Source organism: Terriglobia bacterium (assembly GCA_020072565.1).
Taxonomy (GTDB): domain Bacteria; phylum Acidobacteriota; class UBA6911; order UBA6911; family UBA6911; genus JAFNAG01.
In genome coordinates this window covers 1-22,275 of sequence record JAIQGI010000025.1, presented here as the reverse complement: position 1 = coordinate 22,275, position 22,275 = coordinate 1, and the positions used below count along the sequence as shown (strand labels likewise).

General features: G+C 58.6%; 17 protein-coding genes. 12 read left to right on the top strand and 5 right to left on the bottom strand.

Features of this window, described 5'->3' with window-relative positions; all coding sequences use genetic code 11:
* Positions 1-12: 12 nt before the first annotated feature.
* Together LAP85_16585 and LAP85_16580 are read right to left on the bottom strand one after the other, a co-directional pair.
* Complete coding sequence (locus tag LAP85_16585; GenBank protein MBZ5498021.1) at positions 13-1,104, bottom strand: hypothetical protein; 1,092 nt, start codon at positions 1,102-1,104, stop codon at positions 13-15.
* A 128-nt stretch (positions 1,105-1,232) separates the two neighbouring features.
* Positions 1,233-3,158, bottom strand: coding sequence for a hypothetical protein (locus tag LAP85_16580; GenBank protein ID MBZ5498020.1), 1,926 nt, complete (start codon positions 3,156-3,158; stop codon positions 1,233-1,235).
* Positions 3,159-3,573: 415 nt separating this feature from the next.
* On the opposite strand from LAP85_16580, the gene LAP85_16575 reads away from it, so the two are divergent.
* On the top strand, positions 3,574-3,882 hold the full coding sequence (locus LAP85_16575; GenBank protein ID MBZ5498019.1) for an RNA-binding protein: 309 nt from the start codon (positions 3,574-3,576) through the stop codon (positions 3,880-3,882).
* 72 nt (positions 3,883-3,954) lie between these two features.
* Here LAP85_16575 and LAP85_16570 read toward each other — a convergent pair whose 3' ends face one another.
* Positions 3,955-4,329 carry a DUF423 domain-containing protein gene (locus tag LAP85_16570; GenBank protein MBZ5498018.1) on the bottom strand — a complete coding sequence of 125 codons (375 nt, stop codon included), beginning with the start codon at positions 4,327-4,329 and terminating at the stop codon, positions 3,955-3,957.
* 103 nt (positions 4,330-4,432) lie between these two features.
* On the opposite strand from LAP85_16570, the gene LAP85_16565 reads away from it, so the two are divergent.
* The 4 genes from LAP85_16565 (at position 4,433) to LAP85_16550 (ending at position 9,134) form a co-directional block, all read left to right on the top strand.
* Positions 4,433-5,233 (top strand): cytidylate kinase-like family protein, encoded by an 801-nt coding sequence (locus LAP85_16565; GenBank protein MBZ5498017.1) that lies wholly within the window; start codon positions 4,433-4,435, stop codon positions 5,231-5,233.
* Positions 5,234-5,508: 275 nt separating this feature from the next.
* On the top strand, positions 5,509-6,753 hold the full coding sequence (locus tag LAP85_16560; GenBank protein ID MBZ5498016.1) for a PLP-dependent aminotransferase family protein: 1,245 nt from the start codon (positions 5,509-5,511) through the stop codon (positions 6,751-6,753).
* A 220-nt stretch (positions 6,754-6,973) separates the two neighbouring features.
* The gene (gene hemA, locus LAP85_16555; GenBank protein ID MBZ5498015.1) at positions 6,974-8,290 is read left to right on the top strand and encodes a glutamyl-tRNA reductase; all 1,317 of its coding nucleotides are present in this window, start codon (positions 6,974-6,976) and stop codon (positions 8,288-8,290) included.
* Between the two features lie 244 nt (positions 8,291-8,534).
* Positions 8,535-9,134, top strand: coding sequence for a PAS domain S-box protein (locus tag LAP85_16550; protein ID MBZ5498014.1), 600 nt, complete (start codon positions 8,535-8,537; stop codon positions 9,132-9,134).
* Positions 9,135-9,209: 75 nt separating this feature from the next.
* Here the strand turns inward: LAP85_16550 and LAP85_16545 are convergent, their stop codons facing one another.
* Positions 9,210-11,138: a peptidylprolyl isomerase gene (locus LAP85_16545; GenBank protein MBZ5498013.1), complete on the bottom strand. Its 1,929-nt coding sequence runs from the start codon at positions 11,136-11,138 to the stop codon at positions 9,210-9,212.
* Between the two features lie 564 nt (positions 11,139-11,702).
* Between LAP85_16545 and LAP85_16540 the strand changes: the two genes are divergently transcribed.
* The 7 genes from LAP85_16540 to LAP85_16510 all read left to right on the top strand — a co-directional run bounded on the left by LAP85_16540 (position 11,703) and on the right by LAP85_16510 (position 21,103).
* Entirely contained in the window at positions 11,703-13,097 is a 1,395-nt protein-coding gene (locus LAP85_16540; GenBank protein ID MBZ5498012.1) for a sensor domain-containing diguanylate cyclase, read from the top strand.
* A 6-nt stretch (positions 13,098-13,103) separates the two neighbouring features.
* The gene (locus LAP85_16535; protein MBZ5498011.1) at positions 13,104-14,129 is read left to right on the top strand and encodes a rod shape-determining protein; all 1,026 of its coding nucleotides are present in this window, start codon (positions 13,104-13,106) and stop codon (positions 14,127-14,129) included.
* Entirely contained in the window at positions 14,119-14,982 is an 864-nt protein-coding gene (gene mreC, locus LAP85_16530; GenBank protein MBZ5498010.1) for a rod shape-determining protein MreC, read from the top strand. Before LAP85_16535 ends, mreC begins: the two co-directional genes overlap by 11 nt.
* 13 nt (positions 14,983-14,995) lie before the next feature.
* The gene (gene mreD / locus LAP85_16525) at positions 14,996-15,478 is read left to right on the top strand and encodes a rod shape-determining protein MreD (protein MBZ5498009.1); all 483 of its coding nucleotides are present in this window, start codon (positions 14,996-14,998) and stop codon (positions 15,476-15,478) included.
* A gap of 4 nt (positions 15,479-15,482) precedes the next feature.
* A complete protein-coding gene (gene mrdA / locus LAP85_16520) occupies positions 15,483-17,336 on the top strand; it encodes a penicillin-binding protein 2 (GenBank protein ID MBZ5498008.1) in 1,854 nt (617 codons plus the stop codon).
* Positions 17,333-18,424 (top strand): rod shape-determining protein RodA, encoded by a 1,092-nt coding sequence (rodA, locus tag LAP85_16515; protein MBZ5498007.1) that lies wholly within the window; start codon positions 17,333-17,335, stop codon positions 18,422-18,424. The genes mrdA and rodA overlap by 4 nt, the downstream gene beginning before the upstream one ends.
* Before the next feature lie 648 nt (positions 18,425-19,072).
* Complete coding sequence (locus LAP85_16510; protein MBZ5498006.1) at positions 19,073-21,103, top strand: Rne/Rng family ribonuclease; 2,031 nt, start codon at positions 19,073-19,075, stop codon at positions 21,101-21,103.
* Here LAP85_16510 and mazG read toward each other — a convergent pair.
* Positions 21,100-21,906, bottom strand: coding sequence for a nucleoside triphosphate pyrophosphohydrolase (gene mazG / locus LAP85_16505; GenBank protein ID MBZ5498005.1), 807 nt, complete (start codon positions 21,904-21,906; stop codon positions 21,100-21,102). The two genes, LAP85_16510 and mazG, sit on opposite strands and share 4 nt — an antisense overlap.
* Positions 21,907-22,275: the final 369 nt, after the last annotated feature.

The following is a 22,275-nucleotide window of genomic DNA, read 5'->3' as shown; positions in this document are numbered from 1 at the left end:
CCCGTCTCCTTTTCAGGCGATGATTACCAGATTCGGTTTCGTGGCAATTTGCAGGAGCTTGGAAACCGGCACGATGCCGAATACCTGCTCCATGGTCATGGGGGGCTTGTCGAAATGGCCTGCCTTTTCCCAGGTATTGGGGTAAAAAATCTTGATGCCGCGAAACCTGATGGACGGGTATGTCTTGGCATCGGTCATCCGGTTGTACTTCCAGACCTTCAGCGATGGGGTGCCGAGGCCGTCGGCGTCGATGACCAGTTCGACGTTCTCGAAGGTTCTGATCTCCTTTTTGTTCTCGATCATAGTGCGTGTGCCCACACTGACAGCCTGGTCGATGAACTGGTGCACGATCAGCATTTTTTTCGTCTTGAAACCCTGTGACTTGACGTAGTCGTCGAGGATCCGTTGCACTTCATTGATCTGAGCCGCCTCGACCGTTCCGACCGGTATGCCCGGAGTCAGTTTGTCCGGATAGACGTGGAACTCGGGATCAATCGCCACGTGGACGTTTTCGTATTTGAGATACCCTTTTTCAATCATGCGGTTGACCTGTGCCACGGGATTGGAGCGCCCCAACTGCGTGTCAAGGACGACAATCCAGCCCCGCTCCGCAGCGGGCTTGATGTAATTGTCGATGATGAGGCTCGCCGGGCCTTCCAGGTATTGCAGGCAATCCCCGCGTTCCTGACACGGAACCGCCAGCGCGTATATCAAGTGCACCCCGGGCACGACGGGTTTGTGATCGTTGAGTTTTTTGACCTGATCCACCCATTTGGGGAGGTCTTCAGCCATCGCATCGAAATTCTTATAGGTGCCGAGGCGCCCTAGAATCGGGGCCCTGTCGAAAGCGCGCCCATAGACCGTGAAGACGGTATTGTTCTCCAGCAGTCCCTGTGCCCGGGTCGGGGCGGCTGGAAGGCGAGGCTCCTGCATGTCTAGGGCTGGCGCAGTCTGCAGTTGTTCCTGGGGGCCGGGAGCCGGAGGATCGACCTGTCCTCGCGTCAACACGGATGTGACCAGAGACAGAACCATTACGGCCAAGACCAGGCCGACGCACATCAGTCCCTTTTTGGATGGTATTCGAACAACGATTGATCTTGCCATTCTCGCCTGGAAAGATGGGTTTGTTGCAACTCATGCACCCTGCTTATGGTGTGGGAACCACCACAGGGAGGATGCCCCTGCTACAATCCTTCATCGAAGTAGTTCACGACTGTTGAGGATTGCGGCTGTCACGTACGGCCGCGCTTCCCCGATGGGCCGCGGCCAGTGATCGGGTGGCGCTGCTGCGGGTCGTTGAACCAGTTCAAATCGATATTGATCTGCCCTCTCTCTTTTTGTTCCCGTGGAACCAGCACGAATCGCTGTCCGTCGGGCGAGACATCATAGTTTGGGAAGAGAGGAATGTCACCGGTTTCGTAATCGCCCGAAACGACGAGGCGAGGCGAATCCGGATTAAACTCCGGCTCTGTCTGGACCTCCACACTCATCAACCCTTTCCAGCTCCGGAAGAACAGTTCCCGCCCGTCGCGTCCCCAGACGGGCTCGCGGCCCTCGGCCGTCGAGATCTGAAATCGCTCTCCAGGGCCCGGAAAGGGACGTACATAGACCTGGGCCGGGCCTGAGTCGTCGGAGATGTATGCAAGCCAGCGGCCTTCCGGAGAGAGCACACCGCCATACTCGGCATACTGGGTGCACAGGAACGGCCGTGCGCCTTGCTCTGCCTCCGTCGACAGGACCCAGAGATCCGGCCCTGTGTCGGGCGCGAATTCGGTGAAAACCAGATCCTTGCCGTCCGGCGACCAGGAGTTCGGCACTTCGGGATTCTCGCTTGTTCGCAGCAACGCTGCCGTCCCGCTGCCGTCGGCGGGCATCCAGAAGATCTGCCACTGGCCATCTCGATCGGATGCAAATGTCAGACGTTTGCCGTCGGGAGTCCATAAAGGCATCAGGTTGTTCCCTTCGTAGGTCAAGCGCGTGAAGCTGCCGCTCGCGACATCAACGGTCCAGATGTTGGACTTCTCCTGCTGCGAGTCGACGACGACGGCCAGCTGCAGCCCATCGGGGGAGAGCCGCGGGTAGGAAAAGGCGCCGCGGCTGATGGTCAGCCGTTCGATACCCCCCTGGCGGTCTGCCCAGACCAGAGAGCGCAGATCGTCATCTTCCACTGCTGTGGAATATGCGAGCGCACCGGTGTATGAGAAGGCGAAGTAACCGGCCCAAACCGCCTTGTCCGTTCCGACGCCTTGCTTGACCAGGAATGGATCTCCCTGCACCAGAAGGCGGGTGGGGTCGAAACGAACCGCCATGAGGTCGCCCCCGCGCATAAAAAGCAGATGTCCGGTTGGTGAAAAGCGGGCGTCGGAAACCCCGTCGAGAAGCACTTTTTTTTGGCCGGATTTCAAGGAGAGCGCGGCGACACACGGTGTGCTGGTGGCGCCGGCGGTCCCGATCGTGAAGATCACCGCCTTGCCGTCCGGCAGGATCTGGGGCCAGCGGTGCGTGAACTCCTTCTGCTGCAGCCGGGTTACGGGCTCCGCCGTACCTCCCGCTGCCGGGATGCGCCAGAGGCCCGAGAAGACGTCGGGGGAGAAGATGATGACATCGTCCATTCCCCAGGAAGCGCCGAGACCGAAAGGCGCCCGGCACAGAACCACGGGTTCTCCGCCCTCAAGGGCTACCTTCTTCAACTTGGAGTCACGCGCGTCGAAGTAACCGATCCAGGAGCCATCCGGCGAAAAGAATGGGCTGTAGGCACCTTGAGTGCCGGGAAGCGGCCTCGCCTCAATTTCGTCCAGCGCACGCACGTACAGCTGGGTGCTGTAATCGATCTGCGCCACGTATGCCAGATGAGTGCCGTCGGCTGACAATGCAAGGGGATTGGATCTCAGCGCCAGCGGAGCTGTGCGCGGCAAGGCCATCACAAAACGCATGGGCGGCAGAGGCGGGCCCGGCCGGGTACCATACCACAGGGCAACGCCCCCCCCGAGCGCCCCCATGATCAAGCCGCCGACTCCCCAGGCGAGGGCGCGGAGAAAACCGCGCCGGTCATGCATCGTGGCTTCGGTTCGCGGCGGTCCGGAGCCTTCAGGCGCAGGCGGGGCTGTTTCCTCTTCACCGGGATGCTGCGACTGAATATTCGACCGAGCGCTGGCCATGCTTTCTCCTTCGGACATCCTAGGCAAGGCCATTAGGCAAGTCCACATCAAAAACAGATCATAAGATAAAGGAAATGCGCCGGACCACCTTTCGTGCCCTCGCTGTTTCGCATGGTTCCTAAGGATGGGCAACAAGGCGTCAAGAAACAACAAGATCTTGCAAATTTACCCGGCCATCGTGGAGATAGACTTATTGCATTAGTGCCCGGAGTATGACAAAGTTTGTTGGAAGGGAGTCGGAATCTGCGCCTCTACCTTGACCCTATGTTCCCCAGAACCGAAGGCTTTCTTACGGATCGCCGGCAACAAATGCGCTCTCGACTTTCCTCATAAATGGTTGCCGATCCGGAGACCCCGGGGCTCGCATGCCAGGGCGTAGTCTCGTTCGGCGCCTCGACCCATTTCAGGAGGGTTTATGTCAAAAAGGCTCTATGTGGGAAACCTGCCTTACACGATTACCGAAAGCGCTTTACAGGAAATGTTTTCCGAAGCCGGGCAGGTGGAATCCGTGAAACTGATTACAGACCGGGACACGGGCCGTTCCAAAGGTTTTGCCTTTGTAGAGATGGCTACCGACGAGGCAGCGGAGCATGCCATCGCGGAGTTCAATGGCAGAAAGATTGAGGGCCGTCCCATGACAGTCAATGAAGCAAAGCCGCAACAGCCGCGCGAGGGCCGCATGGGCGGCGGCGGAGGCAGGCGGTCTGGTTTCGGCGGGCGTTAAACCGGAAGCCCGACCAGGTGCGCACACACGCCTCGGCTCTCCCGGCTGCAGATGCCCTGAATCCCGGAGGAACTAGGAACCGGGCCTCCCCACGCCCCACGCGAAAGCAAGCCAGCCAAGCAGGAAAGCCGCACCACCCATGGGTGTGATCGCTCCCAGGGAGCGGTCGCCGCTCAGGGCCATTGTGTACAGACTGCCTGAAAAAAGCACGGTCCCGGCCACAAAGCACCAGCCGGAGAATTGCAGGATGGATCCGGGCCAGCGCCCAACCGCCCAGGCGACCGCCAACAGGGCGAACGCGTGATAGATCTGATAACGCGTTGCGGTTTCAAAGATGGCCAGCATGTCTGGCGGGAGTTTCTGGCGCAAACTGTGTACCCCGAAGGCTCCGGCGGCCACCGCCATGAAAGCGGACAGGGCGCCGACAACTGCGAAGGTTCTCTCCATTTTTCACGCTCCTGGTATGGGGTCGCTGTTTCTCTTATTCAATTGCCGAATGTCCGCAAAAATGCTATCATAAATCAAAATAATTCTGCGCGCACAGGCCCTTATGAGAAAACCAAGCGAGTCTCCTGGCGCAAGTCATCTAGTCGAACGTCAGATGTTGTTGTCCCACGTAAGAGAGAAGGCAGCTCCCAGACAGGTGGAAGCCGAACCCGCAGCTTCCTACCGCTTCATCACCATCACGCGTGATGTGGGGGCGTTGGGCGACGACGTCGCATCGGGGCTGGCGAAGCATCTCGATTGGCATGTATTCGACAGGGAAATCGTGGACCATATCGCCGTGCACAGCCATGTGCGACAGGACCTTGTGCGCGAGCTCGATGAACGGTCCCAAAGCCTGATCCACGATACGGTCGCACGTCTGCTTCTGATGGCTGAAGGGATATCGTTTGGCAACGAGGAGTATCACGAAGCCCTGCTCAAGACCCTGGCCCTTCTGGCCGCACGCGGTAAAGCCATCATCGTGGGGCGTGGCAGCGCCTATGCTTTGCAGGGAGAGCCCGGCCTGCACCTGCGCGTCTTCGCGTCGCCGGAGGTGCGCGTCCGGCGCCTGGCGCTACGGTGGCAGGTCACGCCGGAGGAAGCACGACGGCGCATGGAGAAGATCGATATCGAGCGGCGCAGTTTCCGACAACACCACTTCCGCCAGAGCGTCGAGGACCTGCGCTTTTTCGACGCGGTTTTTGACACCGACCGGATGTCGGTCGAACAGATCGTCCATGCCGTCCTCGCCATGCTGACGTCGCCTGAGCATACTCGACATGCCCCCGAGCCTTCGTTACAGGAGACCGTCCCGCGCCCGACTCTCACGCCCCACGTGCCCGAACCAAGCAATGCCGCCAGGTAAGTCCGGGTACTGGAAAGTCCGATCTCTGTTTCCCTCCACATCCTCTCCGTTGAGCTGTCCAGGCTCGAGGTAGTTATCATGCGCGTGCGTTCGTTCCAGGCGCATGAAAGACTGTCCCGGAATCGGGGAGTGAACAGCCTGTCACCCGATTTCTATTCATCGGGTGTTTTTTGTTTGGTTGCGCGGCCCGCGAAGGGGGTAGTACTATGCCAATTGAGGCTGCCGCCGATAGGGGGAAAGGCAGCGCCCGCTGAATTCTTCGCCGAGGAGGTGCCATGGAGACCCTATGGTCCCAGCGCTATGCGCTGCGGACACGACGGATGCAAAGCTCAGTCGTGCGGGAGCTGTTAAAGCTGACCGAAAAGCCCAACTTGATATCTTTTGCGGGAGGGTTGCCCGCTCCGGAAATATTTCCGGTGGAGGAATTTCGAGAAGCTGCAGAACGCGTGCTCATGCAGTCCGGCCCCCAGTCGCTGCAGTACAGCACGACCGAAGGCTGTCCGCGCCTGCGCGAGATGATCGCCAGGCATACCGCCCGCTATGGCATCATAATTCAGCCGGAAAACATACTGATCACCAGCGGATCCCAGCAGGCGCTCGATCTGATCGGAAAAGTATTCCTGAACTCTGGCGATCGTATCGCGGTGGAGCGGCCCACCTACTTGGGAGCACTGCAGGCGTGGAATGCCTATCAGGCCCAGTTTCTGGGGGTTGCTATGGACGACGAAGGGATGCAGACCGATGAGCTCGAGTCCGTACTTCGCTCCGGCCCCAAATTCCTCTACGCTCTTCCCAATTTTCAGAACCCGACCGGCGTGACGATGTCGCTCAAACGACGCGAAATCCTCATCGACATGGCCGACCATTTCGGCGTGCCGATCATCGAAGATGATCCCTACGGCCAGTTGCGCTATGATGGCGAACATCTCCCCTCCCTGAACGTGCTGGACGCCCGCGCCCGCGACGGCAAGCCGTTCAGCGGCAATGTCATCTACCTCAGCACCTTCTCCAAGATTCTGGCGCCCGGACTGCGGCTCGCCTGGGTTGTGGCTCCTGCCGAGGTCATTCAAAAGCTGGTTCAGGCAAAGCAGGGAACGGATCTGCATACCGGCACATTCGTGCAGATGGTTGCCTACGAGATCGCACGCGGCGGCTTCCTCGATAAGCATGTGCAGCACATCCGTTCCGTCTATGGCGCGCGGCGCGATGCCATTCTGGCTGCCCTCCAGAGACACATGCCGGCAGGGGTGCGCTGGACAAAACCTCAAGGGGGTCTTTTCATCTGGGCCGTCCTTCCCGAATACCTCAATGCCACGGATCTTCTTAAGGAAGCGATTGACGAGCTGGTTGCGTTCGTGCCGGGCACGCCTTTCTATGACGATGGCTCGGGGCAAAATACCATGCGCCTGAACTTTTCGAACGCCACTCCGGAAAAAATCGAAGAAGGTATGGCGCGCCTGGGGGTCGTGATCAAGCGCGCTCTGGAGCGCCAGCCGGAGATGAGCCCACAGAAAGCGTGACAACCTGATGGCGGTTGGACCGCCCGGCCTCCGCCCTTGGTATCGGGAAATTTGCCCCAATTCAGGTTACCTCACGGTTCCCGCCTTTCCGTCCGTCCCGGGATCATGACAACAAATAATTGAAAATACAATACTTGCCAGATAGGCATTTTCTGAGCGTTCTGGTATCGAAATTGCCTTTCATCTGTCAGACCCACATCTCGGGGGTAGGAAGATACTGATGAACCAGAAGGTACCGACAGCCGTCCTGGGCAATTGCCTGGTTTGCGGCGTCAGCTATCAGCGCACACCGATCGAGGTCCGCGAACGGATATCGATTCCCGGGCATATGCTTGCCGATGCCCTGCAACATCTGATGAGCCTGCCAGCGGTGCAGGAGTGCATGATCCTTTCCACATGCAATAGGACCGAGATTTACCTTTCGGCCCCGGAATGGTGGAATGGCAGGGAGTCGTTCTGCCGCCTTGTCCGTGCCGTGCGCGGCTTTGACATGGCGGACCTGCAGGATCAGATTTACGTGCTGCGCGGTGCCGAAGCCGTCAAGCACTCCTTCCGTGTCGCCTCGAGCCTCGATTCTCTGGTCCTCGGCGAGCCCCAGATTCTGGGGCAGTTCAAGGATGCTTTTCGTGCGGCCGAAAACCAGGGCTGCATTGACCGCGAGCTGCATCGGTGGATACCACGCGTTTTTGCAGCCGCGAAACAGGTGCGCAGCGAAACGGGCATTTGCGATGCGGCCGTCAGCATCAGTTATGCCGCCGTGCAACTTGCCCGGAAGATTTTTGAAGACCTTGCCGGAAAATCGGTAGTATTGCTGGGCGCCGGAAGAATGGGGGAACTTGCGGCACTGCATCTGAGGGAGGCAGGAGCCAGGTCCATCATAGTGATCAACCGGACGCCGGCCCGTGCCGAGGAGGTTGCGGCGCGATGCTCCGGCACAGCGATGGCTTATGAGCGCCGCGAAGAGCAGATTGCCGGAGCGGACGTGGTCATCTGTTCCACGGACGCTCCGCAATATGTGCTGCTGCGCGAGGACGCCCGCCGCATCCTTTATGGTCGCAGTGACCGGCCTCTTCTTCTCCTCGACATTTCCCTCCCGCGCAATGTGGATCCTGGAGCCGGGGAACTGAAGGGGATCTACCTGTTCAACATCGACGATCTCGAAAGTGTGGTACAGGCCAACCGCAGAAATCGTCAAGCTGCCGCAGCCCGAGCGGAGCTCATCCTGCAGAAGGCGCTCGAGCATCTCCTGCATGACGAGAAGCGATCTCAGATGGCTCCGGCAATCGCAGCCATTCGCAACCAGGTTCGGTCGCTCTGCATGGCCGAGCTCGACAGGCTGGCGCAGAGAATGCCTGAAATGTCGCTGCAGGAGCGCGAGGAGCTGGAGCTCATGCTCCATCGCATCGCCCAGAAAATCGTGCATCCTGCCATTATGGAGTTGAAAGCCATCGATGCGGTCGGAGACGGCCGCGTCCGCCAATCGCTGGTCGAGAAGCTCTTCGGCATCCATCGTGAGACAGCGGACAGCAGGCAATAGACGGTTTCCACAAATAGACAAATCGGTCTCGGAATCGGGATCGCAATCGGAACTCTTAGCCGGCAAAAGCCGTTAGCGATCCCGATCCCGACGTTCGCCGACCAGAGACGCACTGATTTCCTTAAGTGACAGCTGCGGAAATGACGATAGAGCCCCCGTACCCAGCATCGAGGAGCACAGAGCCCGTGGGGCTTGCCGCGGCTCATTCCTTTTGCACAGGCAGGGACCCTCTCGGGGGGGCAGTATGCGGTTTTCAAGCGAATCCGCCCAGTGGATGGCAGTAGCTCTATCCACGGACGGACTCATCACTTCCTTTTCGAGTGCTGCTGAGCAGGTGACCGGCTACTCGGCCCACGAGCTCGCAGGTCGGCCGATCACCACCATTCTCGCGGAGCGATCCGTCTTCGAAGTCCCTCAAATGATGAAAGCGGCCGGTGATTGGGGCCTATGGGAGGGCGAGATCGTACACCGCAACCGGAGCGGCAAGTCGCTCCAGGCGCATGCGAGCATGGTGCAGCTCAGCGCACATGGAAACTGCTGCACCGGGTTTCTGCTGCTCTCTTGCCTGGATTATCGGCTCGCGGGGGATGCGGCAGGCGCCTCGTTGGGTGATGTGGCCGCGCGCCTGCGCGAGACCGCTCATGAACTGAATAATCCGCTCGCGGTAATGATGGGTTTCACCCAGCTGATCCTGCTCGACCCGCGCTGTGAGGGGAAGATGCGCGCCGATATGGAACGTATCTACTCGGAGATGCAGCGGGTTATACAGGTAGTGGAAAGACTGCACGCCTACGCCGTATCCCTGCAGGAAAGCAAGCCTGAACCGGCGCTCAAGACCATTTGAGGAATGGGTTTGCCGGCAGGCCAAACGCCGATCAAACATCCGCGTTGGCCGGCTTTTGTCTGCCGTTGAGTCGTGTCAGTAACGATAGCCCGTGAACTGGTCCAGGGCATTGGTATTGATGCGGATCTGGCCTTTCTTGGTCAGGTCGTCTGTGACTCTCCGGATGTATTCATCGAAGTAAGCTTCCCTCGCTGAGAGCAGTGCCTGCTCTCTCAGCATCGGCCTCTGCTTCGCATACTCGGTTTCGTTGAAGGGAGACAGGGATTTGAGCTGAAGCACGGCCGCCTGCTTCCCGCCGGCAATTGTAATCGGGCCGCTTATGCCGCCCACGGCCAAACCGAAGGCAGCTGCAGTGAAATCGGGTGCAGAACCGATTTCCTTTGCGGGCGTGCCGTCACGTTTGAATGAATCGCTGGTCTTGACCGCAATTCCGGCTTTCTGTGCGGCCTTTGTCAGATCGCTCAGCTTCTTGGCCTCATCGGACAGTTTCTGCGCCTGCTCCTGGAGCAGTTCGGACGCTTTCGACTCGATATAGTCTTTCTTCACTGCCTCTTGGGATTCCTTGAATTCAGGGGGCTTAGGCAAGTTGATCTGAAGCAGTTTGGGGATCGCCTGGCCCGCCGGCAGTTCGACGGCCTTGCCTAAAGAGTTGATCTCCTTCAGACGGAACACCTCGTCGATAAACTCCTGCGAGAGCCCATTCGCAGCGGGATCCGAGCTGCGATTGAAAAAGCCGGTCTCCTGGATCTTGGCCGGCACGTTCAATTCCTTCGCGACTGAGGCCAGGTCCTTCTGCTTTTCCAGGAGTTTCTGAGCTTCGGCCGCTTTCTGCTTTGCGATCTCGACTGCCTTGTCAACCTGGACCGAGCGAATCAGATTGGGACGTTCCGCCTCTTTGTTCGGTTTCTCATGGGAGAGCACTTTGATAATGTGGTATCCGACCTCCGTGCGCACGAGGTCGGAGATTTCGCCAGGTTTGAGACTGAATGCGGCAGCCTCGAAAGCCTTGGGCATGCGCCCTTGTGGGAAGGGTCCGAGATTCCCTCCCTGCGGCGCCGATCCTTCATCCTGGGAGTACTTTTTGGCCAGCTCGGCAAAGTTCTCGCCCGCCTTGGCACGCTTCAGGATCTCCTCGGCTTTGGCCTTGACCTCGGCATCTTTAGACGGGTCATCGACCTTGAATAGAATGTGACTTGCGTCGACCGTTTCCTGTCGATCCATTCGTGCCCATGCGTCATCAATTTCACGGTCGGTGACCTTCTGCGTAGCCGCTATATCCGAAATGGGAAGCAGCAGGTACTGGGCGCGACGCTCTTCCTTGATGTGGTATTTCTCCTTATTTGCCTCGAAGTATGCGCGCAGGTCGGCTTCGGTCGGATTGACCTTTTTCTTCGCCGCTTCCTTGTCAAACAAGACATACAGAACCTGTGCTTCCTGGTTCTGGCGCGCAAAATTCTCGCGCAACTGCTTCTCCGGTATGCTGAGCGAGTCGGCAAGGAGGTTCGTGACCTTCTTCGACAGCAGCATGAAGCGCACGCTGTCCTCGAACTCCGTGATCTCGATGCGATTTGCAGCCAGCAGAGCCTTGTATGCGTCCACGCCGATGAATCCGGCCTGGTTTCGAAGGTTTGGATTCGTTTCAATCGCCTGGCGCACCTCGTCGGTCGTGACGTCCAGGCCCAGGCGTTTGGCGGCATAGGTCACCACCCGGACCTGGATCAACGCATTCAGAGCCTGTTTATCCACGCCCAGGCGCTTCAGGATTTCCGGGTCGGTCCTGTTTCTCCCCCCGGCGCTGTAGTTCTCCACAAAATGGCGATAGGTATCGCTGTAATCCTTTACGGAGATGGTTTCGCCGGCCACGGTAGCAATGGAGTTGTCAAACCCTTGGATGCCGACATTCTGTCCTGGGACGAAAAGCAGTAACATGCCCATGCCGAGACTGATGATGACGAGCCATAATATGAGTTTCAGCCGCTTCTTGCGGCGCATGATATCGAGCATGTTGAGTTGTAGCCTCCGAAGAAAATGCCTAAACAATCTATTATAGCATAGCCATCCGCCCGTCAAGCGCGAGATTGTTTGCGCATAGGCCTCCGCGGCGAGTCGATCTTGACATTCTGTGGCGGGCGGCGTCAAAGTACGTCGCGCCGAATCACAATGTTCGGCAGAGGATGTAAGTGTCTGGATTTCCACAGGCAAGGGCTCGCCCGTGGAAGCGCGGGAAATTGTGTGTTCGGTCATTTTATGTTGGGACCAGATTGGATATAATGAGCCCCCTAAATTGTTCGATAAAGAGGGTAGCGAGAGCAGTGCCTTATGCGGTGGTCTGATCCAGCCTGCGCGCTAGTTGTTCCTTAGCTTGCGTTTTCAGCCTAAGACAACTTAAAGATCGCTTTCGTCTTTACCAGACGCCAGCGGATGCCGGCAGGAAAGTGGTCCTCTGGAGCCGGGGCTGGCAGGCGAGGACACTCTTGGAGAAGAAGGCACACGCAGAGCCTCTGATATCAGTCCGATGATTTCAAGACGATCTGCGGTCGGCGATTGATGGATGTGCGAAAAAACGATATGTCCGAAGCACTGAAAATCGGCGTGATTTACAAGAGCCAGAGCCCTCAGGTTCTCGCCGAATCGATGCCCGAGGGAACGCCCTGGCATTTCGAGTTCTTCCAGGAGACTGCCATCATCGGCACCCCGGTGGCCCCGCGCGCCGATTTCTTAGCTGTTTTTTTCCCCCGCGACGAATCTCCGGGGCTCCGCGATTACCTTGCCAGGATTTTCCCGGCTGCGGAAATCATCGGTTATTTGAACCCGACGACCGCCGCTGCACGCGAGCCGATCCGCACGGACGGGTCAACCCCGGTGGTGATCCTGCCCATGAGCCTCGCTTTCGCGCACTTTATGCTCGACAGCTTTGCTGTCATCCATGCCGGCAGAAAAGAGCAGGCGCTGATCCGCGACCGTGCGGACGACCTGCGCACGTTCTTCGATGCGTTTGTCAATATGGTGGAATCCTCCGGCACCGTCACCGACCGCAAGCCCGCCATGAGCCTTCTGCTCAACCGGATCATCACCAGGCTGCGTGCGGAGGAGTGCCTCGTCTATCTCTGCAACGAAGCAGGTGTGACCCTGGAGCGGGCCTACGGAACCGGCAACATCCGGGACATCGATCTGTTCGAACATCAGGCCAACAGTAACATCGTCGACCACGTTTTGCAGACCGGCACGGCGCATCTGGACAACAACCTCAAGTTCGAAATCAAGGTCCCTTTCGGCACGGAGAGTTCTTTTATCCGTTCCATTCTGTGCCTGCCGTTGATTCACCGCGGGCAGAAGATCGGGGTGATCGAGATTCTCAACAAAGCCGCCGGTGTGTTCACGGAGGATGACCGGAGCCTGATGGAAATGCTGGTAAGGCCGCTCGCGGTTGCCATCAACACCATTCGCATGTTCGACAATGCCGAGCGCCTCACCATCACGGATGATCTGACCAAACTGTACAACTATCGATACCTGATGCAGTATCTTGAATCCGAAGTGAAGCGCTGCCTGCGCTACAAGAAAAAGGTCTCCCTGCTGTTCATTGACGTGGACGGATTCAAGCACGTCAACGATACTTTCGGCCATCTTGTGGGCAGTCTGGCGCTGGCCGAGATGGGGCAGGTCCTGCGCAAGATTCTCCGGGAGACGGATGTCGTGGGCAGATACGGGGGGGACGAGTTCGTCGTCGTATTGCCGGAGACCCCGCTCAATGGCGCATTGGTCATTGCGGAACGCATCCGCAAAAAGGTGGAAGATTATGAGTTTGTCGCGCAGGATCTCAGCATTCATTTGACGGTCAGCCTGGGCATTGCCAACTGCCCGAAGCATACGCTCACGGCGGAAGGGCTGATCAAGAAAGCCGATGCTGCCATGTATCGCGCGAAGGAACTTTCCAAGAACAGCATTAAAGTGGCCGTATAAGGAATTATGAATTTCAGATCTGTTTTCGGTTTTTTCTCCAGCGACCTGGCTATCGATCTGGGAACTGCCAATACTCTCGTCTATGCCAAAGGGCGTGGGATTGTAGTGAATGAGCCGTCGATTGTCGCGCTGGACAAGAACAACAAGCGGGTTCTGGCTGTGGGCCGGGAGGCCAAAGAAATGCTGGGGCGGACCCCGGCTGATATCGTGGCCGTGAAGCCCATGAAGGATGGAGTCATTGCCGATTTCGACGTCACCGAAGTGATGTTGAAGTATTTCATCAAGCAGGCGCACAAGCGCAACCACCTGCTCAGCCCGCGCATCGTCATTGGCATTCCTGCCGAAATCACGCAGGTGGAGAAACGGGCGGTTCAGGAATCCGCTCTGCGTGCCAAGGCGAGCGAGGTCTATCTGGTGGAGCAAGCCATGGTTGCCGCGATCGGGGCCGGTCTGCCGATAACCGAGGCCTGCGGCAACATGATTGTCGATATCGGCGGCGGAACCACGGACATAGCGGTGATTTCGCTTTCCGGGATTGTCTACAGCCGCTCGGTCCGGGTGGCGGGCAATGAGATGGACGAGGCGATCATCCAGTACATCAAGCGCAAGCACAACCTGCTGATCGGGGAGCGTACCGCAGAGATGATCAAGATTCAGATCGGGTCGGCAGCCCCGCTGGAGCGTCCGTTGACGACCGAGATCAAGGGGCGCAACCTGATCGAGGGTGTCCCCAAGACCGTCACCATCGGGGACGAGGAAATCCGGGAAGCGCTCAGCGACAGCATCGGGATCATTATCAACGCCCTCAAAGTGGCGCTCGAACGCACCCCGCCTGAGCTCTCCGCCGACATCATGGATCGCGGCATCGTGCTCACCGGAGGCGGAGCCCTGCTGAAGCGCTTCGATAAGCGGATCGCGGACGAGACCGGGCTCCCGGTATTTATTGCCGAGGACCCGCTTTCGTCAGTCGTGTTGGGGACCAGCAAGATGTTGACCGATTTTAAGCTGCTCCGGAGGATTTGTGTCCATTGAGTTTGCCGCAAAAGGTGAAGGACGGATCCTCTATGTGGTGATCGGGCTTCTTCTCCTGCATCTGACCTTGATCTCGATCCAGGTCGAGGATCCCGCCGGCACCGTGCTCATCAAGCGCTGGGTGCTGGCGGCGAGTGCGCCTATTCTCAACGGCTCCTCCAACGTATCGCGCGGACTCGGCAACCTGTGGACCAGCTACCTCTGGTTGCACGGCGCACGCGGAGAAAATGCGCGGCTTAAAGAAGACGTCCGCCAGCTCACCCTCCTCAACAGCAGCCTGGCGCAGGCTCAGGAGGAAAACGCGAGGCTGCGGCGGCTGCTTGCCTTCAGTGCGGCCTTGCCTGGCCAGACGCTGGGGGCGCGGGTGATCGGCCGCGCGCCCAATTTTTTGGCCAATACCCTGTACCTCGACCGCGGTTCGGCCGACGGTGTCCGGGCAGACCAGGCTGTGGTGTCGGATGCCGGCATTATCGGACGCACCGTGCTCGTGACCCGCAACAACAGCCAGGTTCAATTGCTCACGAACGCCGACGCTTCGATCGGGGTGATGATTGAGCGCACCCGGGTGCCGGGAGTCGTGAGGGGCACGGAGAACTTGCTGCTCAATCTGAATTTCATCAGCAATACCGAAGACGTGAACGTCGGCGACACGCTCGTCACATCCGGCCTCGACGGCATATTCCCCAAAGGTCTGTCGGTCGGCAAGGTGGTGGAATCACAGAAGGGAAAGACGGGATTCCGCACGATCCGGGTCGAGCCGGGCGCCGACGTCGTCCGGTTAGAGGAAGTTTTGATTCTGCTCGGCACGCCGAAGGTCGTGGCGGACCCCCCCGCGCCCCGCGCGGGAAAGTAGCATAGAGTGACTTATGAAATACCTGTTTCTGGCCGGCTCGTCTTTTTTGGCGATCATGGCACAGATGATCGCGGGAAATAACTTCTTCCTCTTTAATTTCGTCGATCTGTCGCTGGTCCTGATTACCTACTGGGCCCTCTACCGCAACCGCGCCCAAGCGCTGTTCGTCGGATCCCTGACCGGGATTCTGCAGGACGCGGTTCTCGGCTGGCCGCTAGGATACAACGGTTTCGGCAAGACGCTGGCGGCATTCGTCATTGCAGAGGCGTCCCGCCGCTTTGATGTCGAGGGGGGCCGGATCCGCTTCATCCTGATGGCCGCCTCCTCCTGCCTGAGCTCGCTCAGCATTTTCATCCTGTTCGCGCTCCTGCAGCGATCTTCCAGCACCATTTTCCTGGGCGCTTCGCTCATGCAGGCTTTGATCACGGCTGGAGTAGGCACTCTTCTGTTCGCGGTCCTGGATTCCTACAATCGCGTCTATAGAGCAAAAGAGTAGGTTGATGGTCAAGCTCCAGCTGGAATCCAACCGGCAACCCATCCAACGACGGCTGAATTGGCTTTACCCCCCGCTGGTTCTAATTTTCGTCCTCCTGGCGGTGCGTCTCTGGTGGCTGCAGATCCTGCAAGGTGCCGAATACACGCGGTTGGCAGAGCAGAATCGCATACGCAGCATCCAGGTAGTGGCCCCCCGCGGTCCGATCCTCGATCGCAACCACATCCCGCTTGTCGACAACCGGCCTTCCATGAACATCGTACTCTATCGCGAACTGATGAAGGACCCGAGTGCCACAGTCGCGTTTGTGACCGAGAAGCTGGGCATCTCTGCCGAGGATCTGGCGGCCCAGTTGCGCCGCAACAAGCGCGCCGGGACTTATCAGCCGATCGTCATCAAGGAGGACGTCGGCATCGAAGATGTTTCCATCGTCGAGGCGCACAAGCGGGAGCACCCTGAGATTCAGCTGGGACCCGAGCCGCGCAGGCTATACCGGTTCGGCAATCTGGCCGCGCATGTGCTGGGCTATGTAGGAGAGATCTCGGAGGACGACCTTGCCGGCAATGTTTTCCCCGGCGTCCAAGGCGGCGAGCTCGTGGGGCGGTCCGGCGTCGAACGCACTTACAACCAATGCCTGATGGGGCAGAATGGCGCGCGCGAAGTTCTCGTCGACAGCCTGGGCCGGGAACTCGGCATGGTGGCCGAAAGGGATGCTGTCATTGGCGGCGACCTGCAACTCACCCTCGACTTCGACCTCCAGAGCCAGGCTGAGAGCCTTTTGGCGGGCAGTGTCGGCACGATCGTGGCGATGGATCCGCGCAACGGTGAGATCCTGGCGATGGCCGGCGCTCCTTCCTTCAACCCCAACAGTTTCTCCTCGCGCATCTCGGCCAAGGACTGGAACGCCCTCATGAGCGATCCGGATCTCCCGCTTCTAAATCGCGCCATCCAGAACACGTATCCGCCCGGATCGATCTTCAAGCTCGTCATGGCGGAGGCAGGCCTCGCCGAAGGTTTCGTCGACGACAGCACCCATGTCATCTGTCATGGAGCCGCCCCGTTCTATGGACGCGTATTCCACTGCTGGTGGGAACCCGGTCACGGCTACATCAATCTGGAAGGCGCAATCACCAATTCATGCAACATCTTCTTCTACACGCTGGGGGAGCGTATGGGCATCGAGAAGATCGCCCAACATGCCAAAGCCCTCGGCTTCGGCGAGGGTACCGGAATCGATCTTCGCGGGGAACAAATCGGCGTGGTCCCCTCGCCGGAATGGAAGCAGCAGGTTCGTCACGAGAAGTGGTATGCCGGTGAGACCATCTCGGTCTCGATCGGACAAGGCCCGATTCGTGCCACGCCGCTGCAGGTGCTGCGCGCCGTGAGTGCCATCGCTACCGACGGCAAGCTGATCATGCCGCACCTGCTGCTGCACGCCGAGCGCGGACCCGCTCCCGACCGGTGGCCGGAACAACAGCTGCCGATCAAGCCTGAAAACGCGCGCAAGATCCGGGCGGGCATGTGGGGGAGCGTGAACAATTACGGAACCGGCCACAGCGCCGCTCTTCCGGGTCTTGACATCTGCGGAAAAACCGGCACCGTCCAGGTTATCAGCGCGGAGCGTAAAAAGGAGATCAAGACCGACCCGTCGGACGTCGCCAACCACGCCTGGTTCGCCGGGTTTGCCAGCCGCGACAATCCCGAAATTGCGGTGGTTGTTTTCCTCGAGCACGGTGGCGGAGGCGGCGCCAAGGCCGCGCCTATGGCCCGGGAGATTTTCCGGACTTACTTCGCCAAGAAAGACCATCCGGAGTTGATCAGTCAGGCGGTTGTGCGTCCTGCCGGAGGTGAAGTGCGATGAGGATGAACCGGCGTTTGTTGCTGAGCTTTGACTGGCTTTTGTTCCTTGCGCTGCTCCTGCTGGCAGCGGCCGGCGTCATGGCCATATGGAGCACTACCCTCGGAACCAACCTCAACTACTTTGTCGGCCGCCAGCTCATGTATCTCGGAGCGGCCTTCGTGGTTTTTCTGGTCGTGCTCTACTTCGATTACCACGTCTATACCGATTACATCACTCTTGCCTACCTATGCGGGGTCGCGATCCTTGCCCTGGTGCTGATAGCTGGTCATACCGTCCATGCCAACAAGAGCTGGCTCAACCTCGGCATTTTAACCTTTCAGCCGTCCGAGTTGGTGAAGGTATTGGTGATCATAGCGCTGGCCAAATACTACGCCGACACCGAGCGCGATTACCTCGAGTTGCCCGAACTCTTGTTCGGTGGGCTGATCGTGTTGGTGCCCATGATTCTGACTATCCTCCAAGGGGACTTGGGCACCGCCGTCACCTTTGTGCCGATCTATGCCGGCCTGTCATTCCTCGGAGGACTGAAACGCAAACATGTTTTCGCCCTCCTGATCATGACTGCCTTGACCCTTCCCGCCGGCTGGATGATGCTCAAGGATTATCAACGGGGGCGCATCGAGACGGTGCTGAACCCGGCGAGTGACCCGCGTGGGCTTGGATACCAGTCCCAACAGTCCAAAATCGCCATCGGCTCCGGCAGGTTTCTCGGCAAGGGATGGAAGCAGGGAACTCAAGGACAGCTCGGCTTTCTTCCGGCGCGTCACACCGACTTTGTTTTTGCCGTCCTGTCGGAGGAGCGGGGTTTCCTAGGCAGTGTATCAATCCTGGGACTCTTTCTGTTCGTCGCGCTGCGACTCCTGCGCGCGAGCCGTGAAGCCAAGGACAAGATTGGATCGATGGTGATTCTGGGGGTTCTTTCACTCTTTTTATTCCACGTCCTGATCAATGTCGGCATGAACATCGGGTTGCTGCCCATCGCAGGAATCCCCCTTCCTTTGGTCAGCGCCGGTGGGTCCTCGCTACTGTCGTACTTCGCCGCGATGGGCCTGTGCATGAACATCAATATGAGGCGTTTCGTAAACTGATTGTTGCCGCGCGTGCCTGGTGGGGTATACTGCAAATCAGGCCATTGCCGGCCACGAGTTTAAGGGCTTGGCCACGGATGACGAGGATTTCACCGGTGAAGTCCACACCTGTGAGTATCAGGGGCACCCTGTGAAATCCGGCATTCCGCGGCAGATCTGATTCATTTTGGCAGTGATTTGTCAATTAAAGGAATTGGCATAGAGATAAACGCAAACGGATGAACAGCTGGTGTTTGCGGCTGGCAGGAACAAAATTCGAAGAACGGGTTTTCATTTCGGGAAATATATCGGCCCCGCCCGGCGGATATTGCGCCGGTAGGCAGAAATGCGCAGACAATCATGGGGCGCAATCCCCTGCGGGTCCCGTGACACACCAAAGGGATCACGCGGCTGGTTCCCCGGGGTTGCCGAAACCGCCGAGACCGGAGTTGGCCATCGAATCGGATGCCCGCAATGGAGGGGCATTTCCCCCGCCGGGATGAGAGGGATCCCCTGAACGGGTCCTGTTTCCGGATGTGATATCCGTTCGGCAGCCTGGTGCTTCACGAGATCCGCTATTCGAGAAATTCCTACGCTGCGCCATGACGGTCCCAGGACCGCAGCTTCCGCCTGCCGCCTGCCCCGTTTCAGCATCCATGGGAGCAATTCATGATTAAGGAAATGATCGTCAACAGCAGTGCGCTGGAGACGAAAGTCGCGATTTTGGAGGATGACCAGCTTGCAGAGCTCTACATCGAGCGCAACCGTACTCGGGGCATCCTGGGAAACATCTACAAAGGGAGAGTGACCAAGGTACTTCCCGGCATGCAATCCGCTTTTGTTCAGATCGGCCTGGAGAAGGACGCCTTCCTCTACGTCTCCGACTTCGTGGAAGATACCGAGGAGTATGACAAGGTCTTCACCGAGGCAGAGGAGAAAGCTGAGACCGCCATCACGGAAATCGAGGCTCAGGAGCGCCCTGTGCGGCGGGAACGGGAGCGGGACCGTGACCGAAAGCCGGAGAGAACCCGCTGGCGTGAACGCAGGGAGCGGCAAGAAGCAGGCCGGCCCGCGCCTTCGCCGGCACCCGTCGATGAGGAGGTCCCGGATGCCGCCGCCCGCTGGAACCTGAGCCGGGAGACAGAGAGAAGCTTCGAGAATGATCCCGAGCTCGCGGGCCGTTTTATACCTGAGCAAATTCCGGCACCCCTGGCTATCGCGACCGCTCTACCCGCCGAGCCGTTGATCGAACCGCCTTCGAATGCGCAGCCGGACCTGGCCGCGCCGCCGGCCGAACCGGAGAATCCAATCCGCGCCCTCGAATCCGAGGCACCGCCGCTCGACAACGCAACCCTGGGAGATGGCGGAGGCGAGGTGCTGCCGTTCTCAATGGACGCGGGGGCAGGGGCGGGCGGCTACAATGCACGCCGTCGCGGACCAGGCGCCCGCCGCAAGCGCTATACTGCGGCTCGCCACACGCATAAGCCGGAACGCCAGTCCATCGACGACATGCTGCGTGAAGGCCAGGAGATCCTGGTGCAGGTGGCAAAAGAGCCGATCGCGAAGAAAGGAGCCCGTGTAACCAGCCATATCGCCCTGCCTGGAAGATACCTTGTCTATATGCCAACCGTCGATCACGTGGGTGTATCCAGAAAGATCAGCTCGGAGACAGAGAGGCTGCGCCTGCGGGATGTGATCCTTAAACAGCGCGATCAATTTCAGGGCGGAGTCATCGTCCGCACGGCGGCGGAGGAGCACAGCGAAGAGGATCTCACGAACGACCTGAATTATCTGGTGAAAGTCTGGGAGGATATTCGCACACGGGCGGAGCACGTGTCTGCGCCACGAATCATCCATTCGGAACTAAACCTGGTCCAGCGCCTCCTGCGCGACCAGTTCTCCTTCGAGTTTGCGAGCATCCGGATTGACGATGAGATCGAGTATCAGAACATCGTCGAGTTTATCGACAAAATCTATCCGAACCTCATTCACCGGGTGAAACTGTACACCAAGGATAATCACATCTTCGACGAGTTCGGCATCACGTCCGAGATCGACAAGCTCCTGCAGCCGAAGATCTGGTTGAAGAGTGGCGGCTACATCGTCATCAATCAGACCGAAGCCCTGGTCAGCATCGATATCAACACGGGCAAGTTCGTCGGACGCGGCAACAGCCTGGAAGAGACCATTACCCGCACCAATCTGGAAGCCGTAAAGGAAATCGTCAAGCAGATACGCCTGCGGGATCTGGGCGGCATCATTGTCATCGATTTTATTGACATGGAGGAGCGCAAAAATCGGAAGCGGGTCATGGAGGCGCTGTCCCAGGAACTGGCGCGCGACAAGGCTCCGAGCAAGATTCTCGAGTTCAATGAATTCGGTCTGGTGGCCATCACCCGAAAACGCGTCAAGCAGTCGCTGGAGCGTGCGCTCTGCCAACCCTGTCCCTATTGTTACGGCTCGGGCATGGTGAAGTCGGTCGCGACCACATGCTACAACATCTATCACGAGCTGGAGAAGATGAAGGGGTCGCTGGAAGAACAGCATGAAATCATGATTCGGGTTCACCCCGATGTGGCCCGGGCGCTGCGCGACGCGGAATCCAACGTTCTCGATGAAATCCGCGGCCTGCTGGATCGCGATGTGCTCGTAAAATCCGATCCCAGTTTGCACATCGAGCACTTCAATATCGTCACTTAGTACTGTTCCTGCTGTTTGGCCTCCTCCCACAAGGCGTCCATCTCCGCCAGAGATGTATCCCTCAGCTCGCGGCCCTGCTTCTTGATCTTCGTTTCCAGATAGCGGAAGCGCCGGCTGAACTTCTTGTTGCTGCGCCGCAGGGCCGTCTCCGGATCAACGCCTAGAAACCGCGCAACGTTGACGACGACGAACAGCAGATCCCCGACCTCCTGGGCCGCATGCTGGTTGTGGTGCGCGGCGTTTGCGGCTGCAAGCTCGGCAGCCTCCTCGTGGAGCTTTCTCAGGATGCCGTCGAGATCCGGCCAGTCGAACCCGACCCGGGCCGCTTTAGACGTCATCTGATAGGCCTCATGCAGAGCGGGCAGCTTCGAAGGAATGCCGTCAAGGAGGGATTTTTCGGATTCGGGAAGGGAAGAGGATGGGACGCCTCTTTCATTCGCCTTGATATCTTCCCAGTTCTTCAGGACATCTTCCGATGTCCTCAGGTCGGCGGTGCCGAAAACATGCGGATGGCGTCGGATCATCTTATCGTGGAGCCGGTCAATCACTCCGGCAAGATCGAATTCCCCCATCTCCCGTGCGATCTGCGCATGGAATACCACCTGGAACAGCAGGTCTCCCAATTCCTCCCTCAGCTCCACCGGATCCGAGCTGTCCAGCGCATCAAGCACTTCATAAGCTTCCTCGATGAGCATCGGTTTGAGTGTTTCCCGGGTCTGCTCTCTGTCCCAGGGGCACCCGTTGTTGCCGCGCAGGCGCGCCACAAGATCCACCAGCTTTTGCATGTCGGCTTGCTTGTCCATCTACACTTCCTCTCTGTCCTGCCCCTCGTGCAGGGGAACCAGAAATCTTACCCCAGATCCCCAAGCACTACCGGCCAAAATCTCATCGCGGCCGGCGCGCACAAAAGCACTTGCAAAAACAGATGACAGCCGCAAACGACACGGTGCGGAATATCCGCAACGTCAAGCCTCAACGGAGAGGGCGCAGAGGCCGCAGAGGATTTTCGTTTCTGTATCACTCTTCTCCGCGACCTCTGTTCCGAAAATTCTTAGGCTCAGGCAGCCTCTTCCGTTAGTTTTACTTTGTAGCCCAGATGCTCAAGTCTTTTTACATGGTATCGACGAATTCGGTCTCGGTGAAGGCGTTCAAAGTAATCGGCGCCAAGATCA